At 69.3% G+C, this 19,996-nt stretch carries 22 protein-coding genes; 6 read left to right on the top strand and 16 right to left on the bottom strand.

What is annotated here, in order from left to right:
• The first annotated feature begins 151 nt into the window (after nt 1–151).
• On the top strand, nt 152–727 hold the full coding sequence (locus tag ACZ7MX_RS01915) for an Rv1733c family protein (RefSeq protein WP_472128361.1): 576 nt from the start codon (nt 152–154) through the stop codon (nt 725–727).
• A 45-nt stretch (nt 728–772) separates the two neighbouring features.
• Here the strand turns inward: ACZ7MX_RS01915 and ACZ7MX_RS01920 are convergent, their stop codons facing one another.
• Together ACZ7MX_RS01920 and ACZ7MX_RS01925 are read right to left on the bottom strand one after the other, a co-directional pair.
• The gene (locus ACZ7MX_RS01920; protein ID WP_472128363.1) at nt 773–1,390 is read right to left on the bottom strand and encodes a CBS domain-containing protein; all 618 of its coding nucleotides are present in this window, start codon (nt 1,388–1,390) and stop codon (nt 773–775) included.
• Nucleotides 1,387–2,070, bottom strand: coding sequence for a CBS domain-containing protein (locus tag ACZ7MX_RS01925; RefSeq protein ID WP_472128365.1), 684 nt, complete (start codon nt 2,068–2,070; stop codon nt 1,387–1,389). The genes ACZ7MX_RS01920 and ACZ7MX_RS01925 overlap by 4 nt, the downstream gene beginning before the upstream one ends.
• Before the next feature lie 218 nt (nt 2,071–2,288).
• Here ACZ7MX_RS01925 and ppk2 point away from each other — a divergent pair, with 218 nt between their 5' ends.
• Nucleotides 2,289–3,107: a polyphosphate kinase 2 gene (ppk2, locus tag ACZ7MX_RS01930; protein WP_472128367.1), complete on the top strand. Its 819-nt coding sequence runs from the start codon at nt 2,289–2,291 to the stop codon at nt 3,105–3,107.
• A gap of 48 nt (nt 3,108–3,155) precedes the next feature.
• Here ppk2 and ACZ7MX_RS01935 read toward each other — a convergent pair whose 3' ends face one another.
• A complete protein-coding gene (locus ACZ7MX_RS01935; RefSeq protein WP_472128369.1) occupies nt 3,156–3,842 on the bottom strand; it encodes a CBS domain-containing protein in 687 nt (228 codons plus the stop codon).
• A 403-nt stretch (nt 3,843–4,245) separates the two neighbouring features.
• Here ACZ7MX_RS01935 and ACZ7MX_RS01940 point away from each other — a divergent pair, with 403 nt between their 5' ends.
• Nucleotides 4,246–5,130 (top strand): hypothetical protein, encoded by an 885-nt coding sequence (locus tag ACZ7MX_RS01940; RefSeq protein WP_472128371.1) that lies wholly within the window; start codon nt 4,246–4,248, stop codon nt 5,128–5,130.
• A gap of 39 nt (nt 5,131–5,169) precedes the next feature.
• Here the strand turns inward: ACZ7MX_RS01940 and ACZ7MX_RS01945 are convergent, their stop codons facing one another.
• The 6 genes from ACZ7MX_RS01945 to ACZ7MX_RS01970 form a co-directional block, all read right to left on the bottom strand.
• Entirely contained in the window at nt 5,170–6,369 is a 1,200-nt protein-coding gene (locus tag ACZ7MX_RS01945; RefSeq protein WP_472128373.1) for a cytochrome P450 family protein, read from the bottom strand.
• The gene (locus tag ACZ7MX_RS01950; RefSeq protein ID WP_472128375.1) at nt 6,366–7,556 is read right to left on the bottom strand and encodes an MAB_1171c family putative transporter; all 1,191 of its coding nucleotides are present in this window, start codon (nt 7,554–7,556) and stop codon (nt 6,366–6,368) included. The genes ACZ7MX_RS01945 and ACZ7MX_RS01950 overlap by 4 nt, the downstream gene beginning before the upstream one ends.
• Nucleotides 7,549–8,118 (bottom strand): toxin, encoded by a 570-nt coding sequence (locus tag ACZ7MX_RS01955; protein WP_472128377.1) that lies wholly within the window; start codon nt 8,116–8,118, stop codon nt 7,549–7,551. The genes ACZ7MX_RS01950 and ACZ7MX_RS01955 overlap by 8 nt, the downstream gene beginning before the upstream one ends.
• 2 nt (nt 8,119–8,120) lie before the next feature.
• Entirely contained in the window at nt 8,121–8,627 is a 507-nt protein-coding gene (locus ACZ7MX_RS01960; protein ID WP_472128379.1) for a helix-turn-helix domain-containing protein, read from the bottom strand.
• Between the two features lie 132 nt (nt 8,628–8,759).
• Complete coding sequence (locus tag ACZ7MX_RS01965; RefSeq protein WP_472128381.1) at nt 8,760–10,493, bottom strand: alpha/beta hydrolase; 1,734 nt, start codon at nt 10,491–10,493, stop codon at nt 8,760–8,762.
• A gap of 268 nt (nt 10,494–10,761) precedes the next feature.
• Entirely contained in the window at nt 10,762–11,496 is a 735-nt protein-coding gene (locus ACZ7MX_RS01970; RefSeq protein ID WP_472129255.1) for a dienelactone hydrolase family protein, read from the bottom strand.
• A 111-nt stretch (nt 11,497–11,607) separates the two neighbouring features.
• Between ACZ7MX_RS01970 and ACZ7MX_RS01975 the strand changes: the two genes are divergently transcribed.
• Nucleotides 11,608–12,084, top strand: coding sequence for a MarR family winged helix-turn-helix transcriptional regulator (locus tag ACZ7MX_RS01975; protein ID WP_472128383.1), 477 nt, complete (start codon nt 11,608–11,610; stop codon nt 12,082–12,084).
• Between the two features lie 245 nt (nt 12,085–12,329).
• Nucleotides 12,330–12,659, top strand: a complete 330-nt coding sequence (locus ACZ7MX_RS01980) for a hypothetical protein (protein ID WP_472128385.1) — start codon at nt 12,330–12,332, stop codon at nt 12,657–12,659.
• 264 nt (nt 12,660–12,923) lie between these two features.
• Here ACZ7MX_RS01980 and ACZ7MX_RS01985 read toward each other — a convergent pair whose 3' ends face one another.
• The 3 genes from ACZ7MX_RS01985 to ACZ7MX_RS01995 form a co-directional block, all read right to left on the bottom strand.
• Nucleotides 12,924–13,238, bottom strand: a complete 315-nt coding sequence (locus ACZ7MX_RS01985; protein ID WP_472129256.1) for a GTP-binding protein — start codon at nt 13,236–13,238, stop codon at nt 12,924–12,926.
• The gene (rpmF, locus tag ACZ7MX_RS01990) at nt 13,235–13,411 is read right to left on the bottom strand and encodes a 50S ribosomal protein L32 (protein ID WP_472128386.1); all 177 of its coding nucleotides are present in this window, start codon (nt 13,409–13,411) and stop codon (nt 13,235–13,237) included. The genes ACZ7MX_RS01985 and rpmF overlap by 4 nt, the downstream gene beginning before the upstream one ends.
• A gap of 110 nt (nt 13,412–13,521) precedes the next feature.
• Complete coding sequence (locus ACZ7MX_RS01995; RefSeq protein WP_472128388.1) at nt 13,522–14,415, bottom strand: alpha/beta fold hydrolase; 894 nt, start codon at nt 14,413–14,415, stop codon at nt 13,522–13,524.
• 111 nt (nt 14,416–14,526) lie between these two features.
• On the opposite strand from ACZ7MX_RS01995, the gene ACZ7MX_RS02000 reads away from it, so the two are divergent.
• The gene (locus tag ACZ7MX_RS02000) at nt 14,527–15,198 is read left to right on the top strand and encodes a TetR/AcrR family transcriptional regulator (protein ID WP_472128390.1); all 672 of its coding nucleotides are present in this window, start codon (nt 14,527–14,529) and stop codon (nt 15,196–15,198) included.
• A 69-nt stretch (nt 15,199–15,267) separates the two neighbouring features.
• On the opposite strand, the gene ACZ7MX_RS02005 is transcribed toward ACZ7MX_RS02000, so the two are convergent.
• From ACZ7MX_RS02005 to ACZ7MX_RS02020, 4 genes are all read right to left on the bottom strand, one after another.
• Nucleotides 15,268–15,645 carry a hypothetical protein gene (locus ACZ7MX_RS02005; RefSeq protein WP_472128392.1) on the bottom strand — a complete coding sequence of 126 codons (378 nt, stop codon included), beginning with the start codon at nt 15,643–15,645 and terminating at the stop codon, nt 15,268–15,270.
• Complete coding sequence (gene ctaD, locus ACZ7MX_RS02010) at nt 15,642–17,381, bottom strand: aa3-type cytochrome oxidase subunit I (RefSeq protein ID WP_472128394.1); 1,740 nt, start codon at nt 17,379–17,381, stop codon at nt 15,642–15,644. The genes ACZ7MX_RS02005 and ctaD overlap by 4 nt, the downstream gene beginning before the upstream one ends.
• Before the next feature lie 219 nt (nt 17,382–17,600).
• Nucleotides 17,601–18,590: a BtrH N-terminal domain-containing protein gene (locus tag ACZ7MX_RS02015; protein ID WP_472128395.1), complete on the bottom strand. Its 990-nt coding sequence runs from the start codon at nt 18,588–18,590 to the stop codon at nt 17,601–17,603.
• 233 nt (nt 18,591–18,823) lie between these two features.
• Nucleotides 18,824–19,726 (bottom strand): GNAT family N-acetyltransferase, encoded by a 903-nt coding sequence (locus ACZ7MX_RS02020; protein ID WP_472128397.1) that lies wholly within the window; start codon nt 19,724–19,726, stop codon nt 18,824–18,826.
• Nucleotides 19,727–19,996 lie beyond the last annotated feature (270 nt).

Raw genomic sequence — 19,996 nt, forward strand, 5'->3', positions numbered from 1 at the left:
GCTGGTGGTACGGGCCGACGCCGCCTACCCCCATCGTGAATCACCCCCGAGGGCCGCGCCAGGCCCGGCCGCCTCCCGACAAGTCCGTTCGGCCCTCGCCCGCGCCCACCGGGTGTGCCACGCTCGAAGGGCAAGGCGAGAGAGGTGTGCCATGCCTCTGACGAAGATCCGCTGGTTGTGGCTGCGTAACCCGCTCAAGCGCGGCACGGACGTGGCGGAGTCCTGGCTGCTCCTGGTCACGGGGGTGCTCGTCGCGGTACTGGCCCCGGCCACCGGGGTGGTGGCCGCCGGCGTCGTGAGCCACGCGGCCGAGCAGCAGAGCCACGCGTCGGTGCCGGTGTCCGCCGTCCTCACGGAAGACGCCCCCACCGTCATCGGTGTGGATTCCCCGGGCGGCACGGCCGGCCGGGTCCATGCCACGGTGCGGTGGACGGCCCGGGACGGCACGGTGCGGACCGGAGTGACGGCCGTGCCAAGCGGCCTGCGGGCCGGCGACCGGACCACCGCACGGGTCGACCGGCACGGCTCCCTGCTCACGGACCCGGTCACTCCCGGAGACGCCGTCGTCCAGAGCATCGCGGTCGGCATCGTGGCCGCGTCCACCACCGGTCTGCTGCTGATCGGCGCGGACAAGGCCGGGGTCGTCCTGCTGAACCATCGGCGTTACACCCAGTGGGAGAAGGACTGGGCGGAAGCAGACGCCCAGGGACGGCACCGGCAGGCATGAGCCAGGGCCAGGTGCCGACGGTTCCGCTGAGCGCCCGCCGGGCTGCTACCCAGGCCGGCGGTACGGCGCCTCCCGCGCCGAGGTCAGCCGATTGACCACCGCCGTGACACCGTCCACCTGCCGGGTCATCTGCACCGCGACGGCCACCGCGCCGCTGCTCTCCAGGTGCCCGCTGAGGGTCACCACCCCGTCGTGGACCACGACGTCCACGCTCTGTTGCCCCAACCACAGCGTCCGCACCACGATCTGGTCGAGCACCTCCTGGCGGATGTCCGCATCCTGCCGGGCGAAGATCTGCAGCACGTCCCGTCTGGTGACCATGCCCACCAGACGGGCCTCCTCGTCCACCACGGGGAGCCGTTCGACGCCGCACGCACACATGAGGCGGGCCGCACGGACGACGGAGTCGTCGGCGCGGACCGTGCGAGCGGGAGCGGACATCACCGCACCGGCTGTGAGCACGACGGCGCCGGCCCCCGCACCCCGCCCGCGCGCCAGGTCCGTCCCGGAGATGACGCCGATCACCCGGTCCTCGGCGTCCACCACGGGCAGCCCGTTGATGTCGTACTCCGCCAGCCACCGCGCGATGTCCTCGGTCGAGGTGTCACGCCGCGCACTGACGACGTCATCCGTCATCACGCTGCCGACCCGTCGCTGCTTCATCTCGGCCCCGCCGCGGGCGGCTCCGTCGGGGCCGGAGTCATGGCCGTGACGTCGAGCGTCACGTCCACCACGCCTTCCACCGCCCGCACCAACCGGGCCGCGACGGGCAGCAGCGAGGCCGCGGCGAAACTTCCCCTGAGCGTGACCACACCGTCGGTGACCACGGCTTCCACGTCTTCGGCGGCGTCCGTGAACAGCCGGTCGATGACGTCGGCACGCACCTCCGCCGCCAGTTCCTCGTCCGAACGCAGAAAGACCTTCAGCAGGTCGGAACGGCTCACGATCCCCTGCAGCAACCCCGCGCCATCGACCACGGGAAGCCGCTTCACCGACTTGTGCGCCATCGTCCGCGCCGCCTGGGCGAGGGTGTCGCCGGGATGCACCGTCAGGGCGGGAGCACTCATCAGGTCCCGGGCCGTCACACCACCGGCCTTGCGCACATCGTCCGACCGCCGGGCCTGTTCGAGACGGCTGGGCGCGCTGCCCCGGAACTCTTCCTTCGGCAACAGGTCGGCCTCGGAGACGACGCCGATCACCCGCCCCTCCCCGGCCAGCACGGGCAGCGCACCGACCTTCCACCGCTCCATGGTCTCGACGATCTCCTTGAACCGCGCCTCCTGCCCGACGGCCACCACGGTCCGCGTCATGACATCGCTGACGGTGTGCGGAGAGTGCTCCATGACGCCTCCTCGATACGGACCGCAGAGGCACGGCCGTGTCACACCTCCAGCCTGCTGCCGTCCGCCCTCGCCGGGCAGGGGCCGTCCGGCCCCCACCGTGCCGGCCGGCCGATCCCGGATGCGCTACGCCCCCGTGCCGCGCCCCGAGCCGGATGCCCCGCCTCCGTTCAGTCCATCTGCCCGAGCCGGGCACCGGCGTTTCCTCGTACCGTCGTCCCATGGCGAAGGAGCGAGGTGACAAGGACCGCGCCAAGCTGTCCCGGTCGGTCTACGAGCAGGAGCTGTACCGCCTGCAGACCGAGCTGGTGGCGCTGCAGGAGTGGGTGCGTCACGAGGGTGCGCGCCTCGTCGTGGTCTTCGAGGGACGCGATGCGGCCGGCAAGGGAAGCGCCATCAAGCGGGTCACCCAGTACCTCAACCCGCGGGTCGCGCGGATCGTGGCACTGCCCAGGCCCACCGAACGCGAACGCACCCAGTGGTACTTCCAGCGCTATACGGAGCACCTGCCGGCAGCCGGTGAGATCGTGCTCTTCGACCGCAGTTGGTACAACCGCGCCGGCGTCGAGCGGGTCATGGGGTTCTGCACGCCCGCCGAGCACCAGCGCTTCCTTCGGCAGTGCCCGGTCTTCGAGCGCATGCTGGTGGAGGACGGGATCCTGCTGCGGAAGTACTGGTTCTCGGTCAGCGACGAGGTCCAGGAGCAACGGTTCCGGCGGCGGCTGAAGGACCCCACCCGGCGCTGGAAGCTGTCCGCCATGGATCTGGAGTCGCTGACCCGCTGGGAGGAGTACTCACGGGCCAAGGACGAGATGTTCGTGCACACGGACATCGCCGAGGCGCCGTGGTACGTCGTCGAGAGCGACGACAAGCACCGCGCCCGGCTGAACATGATCGCCCACCTGCTGTCCACGGTGCCCTACCACCACGTCTCCCCGCCGGAGCTCGACCTTCCGCCCCGGCCACCGAACACCGGCTACCAACGCCCGCCCCGCGACCTCCAGCACTACGTCCCCGATCATGCGGCCGGGCTGGAGTGACGGCTCGGCTGCCCTTCCTGCCGATCCGCCGTCCGCTGCCCTGCGCGGTCAGACCCGTCGTTCCCCGGCCCGCGCATCGGGCCGCACGGACGCCGGCCCGGTGACGTCGAACGCCACGTCCACCACCCCTTCGACGGACCGCACCAGGCGTGCGATCACCGGAATGAGAGAGGTGTCCCGGACTCGCCCACTGAGGGTGACCACGCCGTCGGCGACCTCGACCTGCAGACCTTGGGCCGGGGGCGCGAACAGCTCGCTCAGGACGTTCCGGCGGACCTCCTCCGCCAGTTCCTCGTCCGAACGCAGAAAGACCTTCAGCAGGTCGGCGCGGCTGACGATGCCGCGCAGCACGCCGTGCCCGTCCACCACCGGCAGCCGTTTGACGGACTCGCGCGCCATGATCCGCGCGGCCTGGGACAACGTGGCGTTGGCCGACACGGTCAGCGCGGGGGTGCTCATCAGCTCCCCCGCCGTCACCGCTTCCGCCCGCCGGACGTCGTCGACCCGCCGCAACTGCTCCAGCCGCTCCGGGTCCGACTCACGGAACTCCTCCTTCGGCAGCAGATCGGCCTCGGAGACCACCCCGACCACCCGCCCCTCCCCCGCGAGGACGGGAAGGGCGCTGACCTTCCACCGTTCCATGGTCTCCACGATCTCCTTGAACCGCGCCCGGCGGTCGACCGCGGCCACGGTCTCGGTCATCACGTCACTGACGATGTGCGGAGCGTTCAGCATGGTGCCTCCTCGGTAACCGGACCGACGGCCCACGACCGCCATGACACCTCCAGCCTTCAAAGCACGGCTCTGTTCGGACAGGGGCCGTCCGGCCCTTTCCCCTGCCGTTCGGCCGGCTGCGCGAGCCGCGGGGCTCAACTCCCGCGCCGCGGAGACACATCACGGTGTTGCATTTCATTGCACCTAGTCGGCAGCAAGTTGCACCGCGGTGCGTGTGTGCCTATCGTCTCGCCGCAGAGGCCCTGTAAGTGGGCCAGAGGGGGTTGACCATTGTTCGTCATCGCTCGTGCCGCTACTCCGTCCATCGGTGAGACACCGTGCCGTCCCGCGCCAAGGAGCCGGCATGGGCACTGATCGGAACAGTTCTCTCTCCAGGAGCTCACGCCAGCGGCTCCCTTTCCTCGTGACCCCGGCACACCAGCCGGTCAGCAACACGCTCCACGTCCTCCTTCCCCCCGCCGCCGGGAGAACGGCAGCCGGCGCACAGCCCGTTCCGTTCCGCCTGGGAGGGGCCTGGCAGGTCGGAGAGAGCCTCTACACCCAGGTGCAGGACGACTTCACCGGCCGCTTCTCCGTGTTCGCCACCCGCGCCTCAGGGCACGTGGAGCGGGTGACCGGCTACTCCTGGGACATCAACCCCGTCTGGCGCCAACTCACCGGGCCGAGCGCCCCGCGCGCCACCTGGTCCCAGCTGCGCCACGAGCACGTCGTCCACGATGCCGCGGCAAGGGAAGAGCTCGCGAGCGATGAGGCGGAGACCTGCGAGTACCTGGCGGAGGGGCAGCTCGGCTTCTCGCCGGCCGACAGCTGTGCGGACAGCCCTTCCGTCCTGCAGCCTTCGCTCGGGGCTCGGGATCCGCTCGAAGAGCTCTGGGAGGAGTCGGCTCCGAGCGGGGGAAGCGTCCAACACGTCGCGGAGGGAGTCGAGTTGCTGTACTCCCGTGTCGCCCGCTTCCTCGACGGACAGCATGTCCCGCCGTTACACGAGCGCCCGCACGCCCAGCACCCGGACGCCGCCCTCTCCTCCCAGCTCCTGCGGGCGTACGACACCTACAGCAGTGCGCTGGTGCTGCAGTGCGCGCAGCAGGCCGCATGGTTCGGCGCCTGGGCGTACGGGATCGCCGAGGAGTTGGTCTGGCGCAGCAGACTCGGGCCTGCCCGCAAGGAAGCCGAACGGATCATTCGTCGCTCCATGCAGTACCTGTCGTACGAGAGCCTCGGCCTGTCCTCGACCGTGGTGGCTTGCGCCGGGTTCCGCTCCGCGTACGACGAGACGCCGGGCTACTGACGAGACGATCCGCGACGGCTGGGGAGGGCGGCTACCGCTTCATCCGATGCGTACGGGCAGTTCCCTGAGCGCATGCGACCGGAACGAGGCCCGCCACTGCAACGACTCGGCGGGCACGGCGAGTTGCACGTTCGGGAACCGCCGGAGCAGGGTGGCCAGGGCGGTGCCGATCTCCAGCCTGGCCAGGGCGGCTCCCAGGCAGTAGTGGAGTCCGTGACCGAGGGCGAGGTGCGCCACGTCCGCCCGGCGGATGTCGAATCGGTCCGGCTCTCCATAGCGGTCCGGGTCGCGGTTGGCGGAGGCGAGGCAGAGCAGCACCGTCTCGCCGCAGGGGATGGGCACGCCGCCGATCTCGATCGGCTCGGTGGGAAAACGGCGGATGGCCATCTGGTTGGGGTGGGCGAAGCGGAGGATCTCCTCGACCGCCCCGGGCATCAGGTCCGGCCGGGAGCGCAGCAGCGCCAGCTGTTCGGGGTGACGCAGCAGTGCCAACAGGCCGCTGCTGATGAGGTGTTGGGCGTTCTCGCTGCCGGCCATGAGGATGAGGAAGGCCAGCGACACCAGTTCGTCCTCGCTGAGCCGGTCGCCGTCGTCACGGGCGTCGATCAGCGCGGAGAGCAGATCGTCGCCCGGATGCGCGCGTCGGGTGGCGATGAGGTCGAGCAGGAAGTGGTGGATACGGTCGATGGCTTCGGCGGTGTGGCCGGGGTGCTGGGGGGCGAACATCGCGCTGACCCAGGCGGAGAACGGGCGGCGGTCGGCAGGGGGCACGTCCAGCAGGTCGCCGATGACGACGAGAGGAAGCGGGTTGGCGAACTCGCTGACCAGATCCCCCTGTCCCAACGCGGCGAGGTGGTCGGCGAGGTCTTCCGCGGCGGCGGCGACCCGCTCCCGCAGCCGTTCGACATGACGTGGGGTGAAGCCCTTGGAGACCAGGCGGCGCAGGCGCAGATGGTCGTCCGGGTCGATGTTGAGGAGATTGCGGTCCAGGGCGGCCGGCAGCGAGAAGCCCTGGTAACCGGTGGTGGAGTGGGCCTTGTTCACCGACAGCCGCAGATCGGTCAGAGCCGCCCGCACGTCGCGTTCGCGGGTGACCAGCCAGGCGGAGGAGCCGTCGGGAAGCGTGACTTGGTGCACCGGACCCTCCGCCCGCAGCCGTGCGTAGACGGGATACGGATCGTTGAAGAAAGCCTGGTCGAACGGCTGGCTGAGGGCCGGCGACGGCATCTGCCGGGTCATGACGTCTCCTGGACGGACGGGCTGGGCACGAAGTCTGCGGCCACGGCGGCGACGACGGGGGAGGTCGCGAACGCCTGGGCCATCTTGCGTTGGAAGGCCAGTTCCGCGGCCAGGTCTTCCGGTTCGGCCACCCGCGGCGAGAGGGTGTGTGGCACCGGCTGCCGTTGGGCGGCCCGGGCCCGCAGGGCGGCCTTGAGCTGTGCGGCCTCGATCGTGGCCGCCAGGTCGGTGTCGGCCAGTCCGGCTGATCGGCCGCGTTGCTCCGCGGCTTCGGCGACGGCTGCGGGAGTCCAGGTGCGAAGGGCCCACTGGGCGTCGCGGATCTCGACGAGGCGACGGTAGAGACGGGTGCGCAGATCCGTGTCGGGCTCCAGGTGCAGAACGGGCTCCGGCACGTGTCCGGTGACCTCCCGGTGCAGGGGTGCCAGGTCACGGTAGGCCCGGCGGTCGTCGATCCGCTGCCAGAGGTCGCTGAGGCTGCGGCCCCAGTCCGGGAGCACCCAGCCCAGTGTCTTGGTGAGGGTGGCGATCGTGACGGCGACCTGGGCGAGCGGTTCCCATGCCTGTCCGCTCACGTCGAACTGTGCGGCGACGACGTCCGCCGCACGGCAGCCGGTATAGGTGAGCGCGAAGGGCAGGGTCGCCGCGATGAGATACAGTCCGCGGCGCATCCAGGGATGCGGGGCGATCTTCGCGTAGCGCCAGCCCAGCAGGCCGACGTCCACTTGGTTCGCCGCGTACGCCAGCAGGTAGATGGTGAGGTAGGCGGGGTAGTACTGGGCACTGTCGAGGGCGAAGTCGTCGGGCTTCTCGCCTCGGCTGGTGGCCGCGACGAACAGGCCCACCATGCCGGCCAGGACCAGTGCGAGCGCGATCAGGCGCGGCCTCGCCTTGCGCCAGGCGGTGGGGGCTTCATGACTCAGGTGCAGCAGGACGACCTGCTGACAGGCAGTCAGCAGAATGACGCAGCTCTGCGTCAGCAGGCCGGAGAAGTTGACGACGCCCACGGCCTCGCTCGTCGCCACCCATACGACGGGTGTGGAGACGGTGTACGTGACGAACAGGAAGAAGAAGTTGCCGACGAGGGCGACCTGGGTGACAGAACGGTCGGTGCGCAGCACTCGAAGCTTGTAGAGGAGTGCCAGGAAGGCTATTGCGGCGCACAGGGGATAGAGAACGCTATTCATTGCTCCCTCGGAAGGCGGGGTTGTCCAGCGCGCTGAGCCGGGCTGCGAGTTCTTGCATCTCAGGGGGGACCGGCCGGACGTGCTCCGTCGTCCAGGTGCCGATGCGGCGGCCGATCAGCGTGCCGATGTACTCGGCCTCCACTTCGGCCGATGACTGCGAGTGCTCCCGTCCGAGCGTCCGCCGGATCAGGTCAGGATCGAGCGAGGGAAGGAGGAGCCGGGATGCCTCGGGGGTGAGCACGGGGGCGGCTTCGTGGTCGCAGATGAGGTGCCCCAGTTCGTGGAGGACGACCTGCTGCTGGTGGATCGGTGCGAGCCGCTGCTCGTAGATGACGTACTCCGCCCCTGCCGCGGAGACCCACAGGCCGTCCGGGCTTCCCAGCGGCAGCGGGAAGGGCATGAGCTGGATGGGACGCCCGGAGAGCTGGCTGAGGTGCTCGCACAACGCATCGACCGACAGCTTCTTGCGGGTGGGCAGCCCCAGCGCGTCGACCCGTCGTTCGCACTGCTCACGCAGCCATATCGCCTGCAGGTCGCCGCCTTTGCGTCGCCAGCGCACCACTATCACGACTGGGTGTCGTCAGGGAGGTCCTGCCTGGGCAAGTCCTCAAGGGTCGCGCGGGCCGCCTCGGCAGTGCTGACCAGATGCGTGATGAGGTGGCTCAGCTCGTTGAGGGAGGAAGCGGCCGGCGGTCCCACGGGCGCCGACTGCCGCAGGGCGACGCTCTCCACCCGTTGGCTGCGCATCTTCTTCAGCCACTCCAGTTCCGAGTTGACCTGGTCGAAGACCTGGTCGTCCAGGAAATAGCCCACGCGGGAGATCCCGAGACTGTACGCCACTTTGACGAGGGTCTCGACGGTCAGATTCGTCCCGTCCACGGACTCGGCCGACGCCAGCGTCCGCTTGGAGATCCCGGCACGTTCCGCCAACCCGGCCATGGTGAAGGGACCCTCAGGATGCTGCTGGCGGATGTACCGCAGCCTTCGGGCAATGGCGGTCTTCGTGGCCTGCATGGTCTCGTCAAGACCGGCCGACGCCTCTGCTGAATTGGCGAACTCTTGGTGATCCAACCCTCATCCCCCTCCGACAACACCTGCGCTACAGGGTGACACGTACCGAAGGTGCCCTCCGCAGGGGGCGCCGAGCTCCCGAAGGCGGTCGCGGAGGAAGGACGTGCACGAACCGGCACTGCCTGCTGCGCGTCAGCGCGCGCCGGTGGACCGCTTCCCACGGTGTCTCCCGGGCAGCACACCGACGGTTTGACGGAAAGCCAGCTGGGGCGTGGCTGAAAGCCGCTCGACGGCACGCAAGCGCAGCATTCCGCCGCCGCCGGTGGCGACGCCGCCGATCGGCTTGGGCGCGGAGCGGGAGAAGGGCGGCGTGTCCGGTCGGCAGGTCGTTCCGGCCGGTGGGAGGAGACCGTCGATCAAGTAGCGGCTCTCATGGGTCTTGACGCAGCTGCTGGGGTTGATCAGCGCGGTGTGCCCGTACCCGTTGTGGGTGAGCAGGCGGGCGTTGGCCAGTTCCCTGGCCATGGCCTGTGCGTCCTTGTACGGGGTGGAGGGGTCGTAGGTGGTGCCGACCACCAGGACCGGGTGTGCCGTCGGCTTGTTCCACGGGCCGCGATAGGGGTTCGCCGCAACGGCGGGCCAGGGGGCGCACCCCGCGGTGGCCCACGTCCAGAAGCGTCCGGCGTCGCCGGCACGCGCGGCGCTTGCCTCCTCCAGGGCGCGATAGGCGTCGGGGTCGCGCGGGTTGGGGCTCTCGGCGCACACCACCGCAGTGGCCTGTTCCTCGCCCAGGTACGGATGCGGATGCGGGACCGGTGGTGCGGGTGGGAGGGGGGACCGTCCTGGGACGCGGCCCTGCCACAGGTCCTGCAGTATCCGGGCGAGCTCCGTCCATCCGGGATGAACGACGTAGAGGCTGCTGACCACGTCGCCGACCGTGCCCGCGTAGGTCCACGTGCCCACGGGATGCTTCCGCAGCCGCCGCATCAGCTGGTCGAACTTGTCCCGGGTCGGCTGCGCGCCGCCGGCGGAGAAGGGGCAGCGCGTGGTGGTGGCGGATCCGCACAGGGTGAGGAACTGGTCCAGGGTCGCCGCCGCGCTGCGGTCCGTGCCCATGCGCAGGAAGGTGGTGAGCCGGGGTGCCTGGTCGGAGGCGTCATGGGTCCAGGCATGTGGATCGATGTTGCTGTCGAGGACCATGGCGCGGACCTTGCCGGGGAAGAGGTTGGCGTAGGTGGCGCCCAGGATCGTGCCGTAGGAGATCCCCTGGTAGGTGAGTTGTGCCTCCCCCACGGCTCGGCGGAGCCGGTCGAGGTCGCGAGCGGTGTCGGCGGTCGACACATGGCGCAGGAGCTCGGGGTCACGCCGCTGACAGCGCCGGGCCAGATCCTCGTACGCGGCGATGAAGGCCGTCCGCTCCTTCGCGCCCACCGGGAAGCCCGCGGCTTTGCTCGCCCTCCAGTCGGCGGCTTCCCGGGGACTGGCGAAGCAGTTCACGGCGGTGCTGTTGCCGACGCCGCGGGGATCCCAGCTGACGATGTCGAACCGCTCCCGCACCTCGCGCGGGAAGGCCCGGTAGCTCTGTGGCATCTGCACCGTTCCGGGCCCGCCGGGGCCGCCGGGGTTGAAGAACAGGGTGCCGATGCGCCGTCCGGGACCGGTTGCCTTCCGTTTGATGACCGCCAGCTCGATGGCTCGGCCATCCGGGTGGCCGTAGTCCAGGGGTACCGTCGCGGTCGCACAGTCGAACTCGCTGCCGCGCACGCAGGGACGCCAGTCCAACTGCGGGGCGGGCACCGAAGGTGTGGGTATTCCGTCGGCCGCGGCGAGGTCCTGCCCGATCAGTACGTTCGAGCAGGTCACCAACGCGGCCAGGGCAGCGGCACCACGTCGGCGGCGCGCTGCGAACCGGGATATGAGGGGCATGGCCATCTCCGTCCGTCCTTCTCCGTGGCGGAGCGCCCGAGACCACCGGGCCCCGAATCTCGACACACGCCCGTGTCCACGACACTACGATTCGGCAGCGGGCGCGCGTCAGCACCCCCGAATGGCCCAGTCCGGGGGCAGGACACGAACGACGAACCGTAGGGCGGAACGGCAGCGAACCGCCGTACGCCGGCTCGACGTTGAGGAGACAGTCACCAGGTACCCGCGCGTGCGGCGCATGACCAGGTGGGGTTTCCGGGCCGGAACCTCAGCCGTTGGCCAGGGTGCGGTCCAGGAGGGGAAGCAGGCAGTCCCAGTGGCGCCGCAGCCCGGAGGCGCTGAACGCGTCGGTGTCGGACATGGTGAAGCCGTGGACGGTGCCGGGGTAGATCTCGGAGGTGTGGTCGACACCCGCGGCATCCAGGGCCTGGTTGAGCTCGCCGAGGTCCTCGGGCGTCAGGTCGGTCTCGGCGTGGCCGAAGTGGACCTGGGCGGTGAGTGTGGAGAAGCTGTCGGGCCCATCGGCGCCCACGGGGCCGTGGAATCCGGCAACGGCGGCCACCTGGCCGGGGTGGGCCGCCGCGGTGCGCATCGCCAACAGGGCGCCTATGCAGTAGCCGGTCACCGCGACCGGTCCGGCGCCGACCTCGGGCTGGGCGGTGAGGAACCTGAGGTAGGCGTCGGCGTCGCTCAGGGTGCGTTCGGTGGTGTGCGCCTCGAGCAAGGGCATCAGCTGGGCGACGAGCGCGGGCCGGACCTCTTCTCCGATGTACGCGGGAAGCTCGACCACCGGCGCCGGGCCGTGCCGGTAGAAGAAGTTGGGGACGAGCACGTAGTAGCCGTGCCCGGCCAGTTCGCGGGCCATCTCCCGCAGCACGGGCCGGATGCCGAAGCCGTCCGCGTACATCAGCACCCCGGGGTGCCGCTCATCACCGTCAGGGAAGGCGGCGAAAGCGTCGGCCTGACCGTCAGGGGTGGGAATCTGCACTGTCTTGGTGGGAATGGCGGATCTTCCTTCCTGGAAATCGCCAACAAACGTTAGTGCCACTAACGATGCTGGTACGAGTGGAACGTACATCGTTAGTGGCACTAACACAATGGCTAAAATGGGGCCATGAGCAGAGCCGAAGACCGGCCCGACGACGGCGCGCCCACGACGCCCGACAGACTGCGTCGACGGGCGAGCCGACTGTTGTCGCAGCTGACCACTCGGTCGGACCGGCTGATCAACGAAGGGCTGGCCCAGGCCGACGCCCGCAAGTGGCACTACGCCGTGCTCGCCTCACTGCAGGAGTACGGACCCGGAAGCCAGGCGACGCTGAGCCGGCGCAGCGGCATCTACCGCAGCGACATGGTCAGCGTGCTCAACGAACTGGCCGAACGTCATCTCGTCGAGCGGGCGGCGGATCCCGACGACCAGCGCCGCAACATCATCACGATCTCCCCCCGAGGCCGCCGTCACCTACGCCGCCTCGACAAGGTCCTGGACGACCTCCACGACGAACTGCTCGCGCCGCTGTCTCCGGCCGAACGCGACCAGTTCGTGCAGCTGCTCACCCGCCTGCTGGACCATCACACCCGGACCTCCTGACCTCGGGTGGCGGACCGGGATACACCCCGCCGGCCCACAGCGAGTCATGATCCGCGCAGGTCAGCGCCCATCCGGGCATGCCACGGAGTGCCCCGCGAGCGAGGGGTCCGTCCGGCCCCGGTCGCGATCTCGCCCGCTCAGCCGCGGGCTGGATGGAGTATCCCCGCGTGATCTTCAGGAGACGTGGTCGTTACCGCGACGAACCCGGCACAAGATCGGGACGAGCATCAGGAGGAAACAGCACCGTGAGAAAAATCGGTCGGATCGTTTCGGTGGCTCTTGGCGCGGGCGCGCTGGTGTTGTCGGCAGTCGGCGCGGCGAGTGCTGAAGGCGGGCGGTCAGGGTACGACCCGTTCGGGCTGGCTCATCGCCAGTGCGGCGCCCCGTCGTTCAGTCTGCTCTTCCCGAGCCGCAATGACTGCCGCACGTTCCTTTTCATCGACAACGCAAGGTACAGGTTCACCGACGCCCACAAGCACTACGCTCGCTTCGACCAGCGCCTGAACAGCAGCACCGTCGACGGCGACCTGATCAATGACCTGGGCGGCGGCCGGGGAAGAGGCCGCGGCCGCTAAGTCCTGCCCGACGGCCCACGGCCGGGCCGTGTGAAGCTCCGGCCCGGATGGTGCAGGGGCGAGCGTCGAAAGAATCACCACAGTGAGTCGACGGTCTTCCCTTCCTGAAGCGGACACCACCCGGGACCGGAGCCCGGCCGGGGCTCCTCGGCCGCACCGACGAGGCCATCGATACCTGCCTCGTCGTGGCGCGCGAAACGGTGCGCTGGACGGACGATTACCGCCCGCCCAGCGCACCGTCCACGGATACGGATATGCGCGCCCCTACACCGTCCGGGCACCGCCCCGGGCGTCCCTGCCCGTTCGACGACCCAGCCCGGGGCCTGCTGAGCCTTCTCCACGTCGAAGCGTCCGGTCCCGAGAACGCTGGTCGTTCGATCCGCCCGCGTGGCTGGCAGGCACGATCTCGGTGGTGGGGCCCAGCCGGGACAGCGTGGCTCGCAGCCGGTCGACTTCCCTGTCAGTCATCAGGTCGAGCTTGTTGAGAACGATGACGTCGGCGAACTCGACCTGGCCCCTCAGCAGATCGCTGACCGTGCGCTCGTCGTCCTCGTACTGGTCGAGACCCCGCTCCGTCAGTTCTTCTCAGGCAGCGGCAACAGCCCACGTTCGTAGGCGCGGACGAGGCGTCGGGGCACCTGGTACGCGACGCCGTCGACGTGGATCGGGGCGAGCTCCGGAGTGCTCGCCTTCCACTGCGCGCGGCGGTGGCGGGTGTTGCTGCGGGACATCTTGCGCTTGGGTACGGCCACGGTGGAGACCTTTCGGGAGACGAGGTGGAGCACCGAAGCTATATGAAAATGATTGTCGTGCGCAAAAGCTCTGCCGTCGACTACCTGCCTGCACCCCCATTGATCTGCGGTTACCTATCGGCGGCGCGGTCGGCGAGCGCGCGCAGTGCGTCGGCGTAGGTGGCCCAGACGTCGCGGGCGAGGAAGTGGCCGACCCCAGGCAGGGTGCGCAGTTGGGCTCCGGGGATGGCGGCGGCGATGTCGCGCGCGGCCGCCACGCGCAGGAGCGGGTCACCCTCACCGTGCAGTACGAGGGTCGGCGCGGCGATACGGGCGAGCCGGCCGCCCTGCCACTTCGCGCCGATCTGGCGGCTCTGCGCCACCTGGTCGTGGAAGCTGGCGACCTGGTGCGCCGCCTCCTTGTCCACGAACTCGCGCACATCCCGCTCGTCGATGTGCTGGCCGGGCGCGGCCAGGAGGCGGGCGATGGCCACGGCCAGGTCCAGGTTGCCCTGAGGGGTCTGGGGGTGGTGGAGCCGGGCGAAGCGGGGCAGGCATGCCAGGCGCAGGTAACGCAGGACGCCCAGGCCCTTTGTGTCGCTGGGGACCGCCGAGGAGGTGGCCAGGCTGAGTACGCGCTTCGGGTGGCGGATCGCGGTGCGCTGTGCGACGAGCCCGCCCATCGAGTGGCCGAAGAGGTGGGCGCCTTCCCAGCCGAGGGCGTCGAGCACGGCGACCGCGTCGTCCGTGAGGTCCTCGGCGCTGTAGGCCGGAACCTTGCGCTGCAGCAGGGCCTTGACCGGCGGGCCGACGCGCCGGTTGGGCAGGTGACTGGATTCGCCGGCGTCGCGCTGGTCGTAGGCCACGACATGGAAACCGCGGCCGACCAGTTCGGCCACCAAGCCGTCCGGCCACCAGAACCGTGAGGCTCCCAGTCCCATGACCAGCAGCAGCGGATCACCACCCGCACCACCCAGGTCCTCGAAGGCGATCCGTATCTCGTCGTTGTGCGCGAAGCGCGGCATCGCGTCCCTCCCCTTACCCATACCGTTTCGCCATTCGCATACGTTGTTCGCGAACGCCGTATGCGAACAACGTATGCGATAGGTAGGCTGATGGCAACGCGGGAGGTGGCAGTGGCAGAACAGCAGGAGCCGGTGATCTGGATGCGGCCGGAGCAAGCGCCGGTCGGACGCCGGGCCGAGCGCAGCCGTGCCGAAATCACCGCCGCCGCGGTGGAACTGGCCGACCGGGAGGGCCTGGAGGCCGTCTCCATGCGCCGCGTCGCATCGATCCTGGGGACCGGCGCTGCCTCGCTCTACCGCTACGTGGCCACCCGCGACGAGCTGCTCGACCTGATGACCGACAGCACCGCAAGCGAATACCACCTTCCCGCTCCCAGCGGCGACTGGCAGGCCGACCTGCTCACCCTCGCCCGTCAGGCCCGGCAGATCATGCGCCGCCACCCGTGGCTACCCGCCATGGTGATGGGCCGTCCCACCCTCGGCCCCCACGGGATCGACCTACTGGAGCACGTGCTCGACGTGCTCGCCGACCACCCGGCCGACCCCACCCGCAAACTTGAGGCATTCGCCCTCATCAGCGGCTTGACCGCGCTCTTCGTCCAGAACGAAAGGGCGGCCACGGACAGCAGCGCCACGCGCCGGTCCGCCTACCTGCACCACGTTGCCGCCGCGGGAAGCCACCCCCGCATCACCGACTTGCTCGCCGCTTCTACGGCCGACGACAACCCCCACGACCGGTTCGACGTCGTCGTCGTCCGCGCCCTGACCGGCGTGCTGGGCTGACTCCGCCACAGTCGGTGCCTGGTACTGGTCCCATCCAGGCAAGGTCCGGTCAGGTCAGGTCAGGTCCGGTCAGGTGTCCAGCAGGCGAGCCGCCGCACCGGCCGCCGTGGAACAGAGGAACAACAGGCAGGCACAGGCGGCATGCCGCCTGAGCAAGGCGCGGCGCAATGCGGCGTAGCGGGCCTCGTATTCGCCGCGCAGGCGCTTGGCCCGGTCGGCGGTGACCTGGAGCGCCTGGCGTGTCAGACCGAGGCGCTGCTCGGTGTAATGGCGGGCGAGATCTTCGGCCTGACCCGCCGTGAGCCAGGTCAGGCGCGCGCAGAGGGCTGCGGCCTCGCGCCGTGCCTGCTCGCGCTCCGCTTGCGCAAGGAGATAGCCCTCGACCTCGCTGGCGAGTGCGGCGCTCTGCCGGTCCGACGGTGCCCCTGAACGACTCGGGGAGGTCACGGCCGGTCGCCTTCATGCCCGGGCGCTTCCACTGCGTCACGTTTGCCGAGGTACGCCGCGTGGTCCTGTTCGGCGATCTCGGGGTGGTGCAGGTCGAACGCCGGGGATTCGCTGCGGATCCGCGGCAGGGTGAGGAAGTTGTGCCGCGGCGGCGGGCAGGAGGTCGCCCATTCCAGCGAACGGCCGTAGCCCCACGGGTCGTCGACGCCCACCGGCACGCCGTACTTCGCGGTCTTCCAGACGTTGTAGAGGAACGGCAGCATCGACAGGCCCAGCAGGAACGAGCTGATCGTCGAGACCGTGTTCAGGCCGGTGAAGCCGTCCGCCGCCAGGTAGTCGGCGTAACGACGCGGCATGCCCTCGGCACCGAGCCAGTGCTGGACGAGGAAGGTGCCGTGGAAGCCCACGAACAGCGTCCAGAACGTGATCTTTCCCAGCCGCTCGTCGAGCATCTTGCCGGTGAACTTCGGCCACCAGAAATGGAAGCCGGAGAACATCGCGAACACCACCGTCCCGAAGACCACGTAGTGGAAGTGGGCCACCACGAAGTACGAGTCGGACACATGGAAGTCCATCGGCGGGGAGGCCAGGATGACGCCGGTCAGACCACCGAAGAGAAAGGTGACGAGAAAGCCGACCGCCCAGAGCATCGGTGTCTCGAAGGACAGTGAGCCCTTCCACATCGTGCCGATCCAGTTGAAGAACTTCACGCCGGTCGGAACGGCGATCAGGAACGTCATGAAGGAGAAGAACGGCAGCAGCACGCCACCGGTGACGTACATGTGGTGCGCCCACACCGTGGCCGACAGGCCGGCGATCGAGATGGTCGCGGCGACCAGCCCGATGTAGCCGAAGATCGGCTTGCGGGCGAACACCGGGATGACCTCGGTGACGATGCCGAAGAACGGCAGGGCGATGATGTACACCTCCGGGTGTCCGAAGAACCAGAAGAGGTGCTGCCACAGCAACGGGCCGCCGTTGGCCGGGTCGTAGACGTGGGCGCCGAATTTGCGGTCCGCCTCCAGTGCCAGCAGCGCGGCCGCCAGGACCGGGAAGGCCAGCAGGACCAGCACACCGGTCAGCAGCACGTTCCAGGTGAAGATCGGCATCCGGAACATGGTCAGGCCCGGGGCCCGCATGCAGATGATCGTGGTGATGAAGTTGACCGCACCGAGGATGGTGCCGAAGCCGGAGAAGGCCAGACCCATGATCCACATGTCGGCGCCGACACCCGGGGTGTGGGTCGCGTCGGACAACGGTGTGTAGGCGAACCAGCCGAAGTCGGCCGCGCCCTGGGGGGTGAGGAAGCTGCCGACCGCGATCGTTGAGCCGAACAGGTAGAGCCAGTAGGCGAACATGTTCAGCCGTGGGAACGCCACGTCGGGCGCGCCGATCTGCAGCGGCATGATCCAGTTGGTGAAGCCGGCGAACAGCGGCGTCGCGAACATCAGCAGCATCACCGTGCCGTGCATCGTGAACGCCTGGTTGAACTGCTCGTTCGACACGATCTGCAGGCCCGGCCGGGCCAGCTCGGCGCGCATCACCAGCGCCATCAGCCCGCCGATGAGGAAAAACGCAAAGGACGTCGCCAGGTACAGGGTGCCGATGGTCTTGTGGTCGGTGGTCGTCAGCCACCTGACCACGACGTTGCCCGGCTCCTTGCCCTTGACCGGAATTTCGTTCTCGTACGAGTCCTCGGCTGCCGCGGCACCGTGGGGTTCATTGCGGATGCTCACTGGTGGGTCTCTCTCCCGATGCTCGCGGTTGGCTCGCCAGTCAGTCGCCATCCTGGCCGCGGCAGGAGCCGGACAGCCGTCTCCGGCGGTCGAAACGCCGCCAATGGGATGCAGTCATGCCCTGACTGGAGTAGTCGGACGTGGTCGTCGCACAACGAGGCGGTGCCAGGGATGGCGAAGGCGGTGCGGACCGCGGGCCCGGTAGGTGCGCTCGATGCCTCACGCCTCCAGGCGGCTCAGCGCTTGCATGGCCTCGCGTTCCATGCGCGACAGATCGCCAAGGATCGTGCCGGCTTGCAGGAGGAATGCTGTCTCACCCGATGCACCAGCCCTGCTGATCAGGGCTGCCACCTCCGTCCACAGGGTGGCCGCCTCGGTGTACAGCCCCAGGCCGGTGCGCAGATGGCTGCTGTCGAGCAGTTCGGTGCACTCGGCGAGGAAGTCGCGGTAGAGGTTACGGAACAGGGCGCCGCCGGTGCCGGCCTTCTCCATCAAAAGCGCGGCCTGCGGGAGATCCCGCTGCGGGTCGTCGGTCCGCCGGAGCCATGTGCGTACCAGCTTGCCGGCCTTCTCGATGCCCCGGTGGCCGAGGTTGGCGATGGGCGGGTTGAGGAAGGCGTCGGCGCAGGTGGTGATGGCGGGAATGATCCGGCCCTGTGGGGAGGGCAGGTCCCTCGGAGCGGTGAGGGTGAAGGAGCGGTGCCTGGCGGTCATCGGGCCCCGCGCGGCCCTCGCCTGGGCGAGGCTGGTCAGGCTGGTGGACACCGCTCCGCCTTGCTGGTCGGTGTCCACCAGGTAGGCGGCGTGGTCGTCGTAGCCGTACATGGCGACGACATGGCCGCCGAAGTGCACCTTCGAGGCGAAGTAGTCCAGGTGGAAGCAGTCGAGCTGGAGCCCGACGGGGTGGCCGGCGTCGATGGGGACCGCCACGTTCTCCCAAGCCCTGCGCGGCGAGGTGGTCTCCTGGACCAGGAGGTGCAGCCCGAGTCCGGCGGCCAGGGTTCTGGTGAGGTCGAAGGGCTTGACCCGTCCCCCGAGGAAGGGGAAGCCCATGTTCTTGCTGTCCCAGTAGATGAAGGACAGGCCGGAGCCGAGGCCGAAGAGCATGGGCTCGGACAGATCGAGTCCTTGGTGCCGTAGCAGTACTCCCAGAGCTGTGGTCTCACAGTGCTGCCCACCGCGGGCATCGATGTCTCTTACCGTGCTCATGCCTTGCCTTCCGGAACGAGGATGATCAGCCGGTCCTCTTTCGGCTGGATTTCCGGGCCGCTCCGCGGAGGAACGGCCCGGAACACATGGTCGCAGCGGCGATCGGGGCGTCAGGTGTAGATCGCCGACAACAACGGCCACAACTCCTGGTCCGCACTTAGGAGTTCACGCTCGTCGAGGCCCCCGTGGTACGCGATCGCCTGCTTCGTCCGGTCCGGCCCGGCCCAGTGCGGTCAGACGAAGTCGATGCGTTCCTCGCTGATCGGGTAGCCGACCCTCGCGAAATGGGCCGCCATCGGAAGGTTCGACCGGTCGGTGGCGGCCGCGATGCGCGTCGCGCCCCGCGCCACCAGGTCGTGTGTGCACTCGATCAGGAGGTCGTGCGCATAGCCGTTGCCACGCTGCTCAGGCACGACCCCGATGAAGCCGATACAGGGGCCCGAGGGGTTGTGGGCGGGGACATGGAGCCCCGCCAGTTCGCCGGCCGGGGTGTAGGCCAAGCGCCACCAGTCGCGCGGGGAGGGCATCCAGCTGAGGATCCTCAAAAGCTCCTCGACGGCGCCGTCCCTGCCGTACGTGGCGATGTCGTTCACGTCATGGGCGTCCAACGAACCCTCCTGGATCCGGCGCACCACGCCCCGCAGGACGTCGTCGTCCGGCTCCGGCCGGTACACCAGGCGCCCGGTGCGCTCGGGCAGCGCACGGTCAGAGGTCCAGCTGTAGCGGTAGCGCTCGACCAGCTTCCGCAGGCCGGCCGCCTCCGCTGCGGCCGTTCGGGCCTCCGCTGCCGCCCGCACGTCCGGCCTCTCACGCCAGTCCGGCGGCAGCAGCAGGCTGTACTCGGCGTGAAGCGGTGCGGTGCGCAGCAGTTGGACAGCGGCCTCGGTATCCGTGAAGTCGAACCAATCGAGGGCGAGGGGCTTTTCGTCCTCCGGCTTGCCCCACCAGGCTGCGCGGGCGACCACGACGCCGTCGCGCAGGGCGACCCAGGTCCATTCGGGCCGGTACTGGCCGCCGTCGGCGATCATGCGGTAGGCGTCGCCGAGGACGGCGCGGCCGACCAGGCCCGGGTCGGGCAGCGAGGCGAACAGGGGTGTCTCGCCCGCGGTGAGCGGACGAATGACCAGTTCAGTCATGGAAGAAAGAGTCCTTCGGGAGAGTGACGCGCTCCCGAATCAGACCAGCAACGCCCGGTGGACGGGGCGGGAGCGCACGGTTGTCGCGATCAGCATCGCTCTCGCCTCCTTCCTTGTGATCATGGGCGTGCGCTCAGCCTAGGCGAGGTCGCTCCTCGACGTCCATCGATTTCCACCTACGGTTCGCTGCCGCGTAGTTGGGGCTGTCCCCGGGTGCTGCGGCACGCATTGCCACGCGCGATCGGTTGTCCCATGAGCGATGAGCGATCG

The sequence above is a fragment of the Streptomyces sp. NPDC107765 genome (assembly GCF_055657085.1).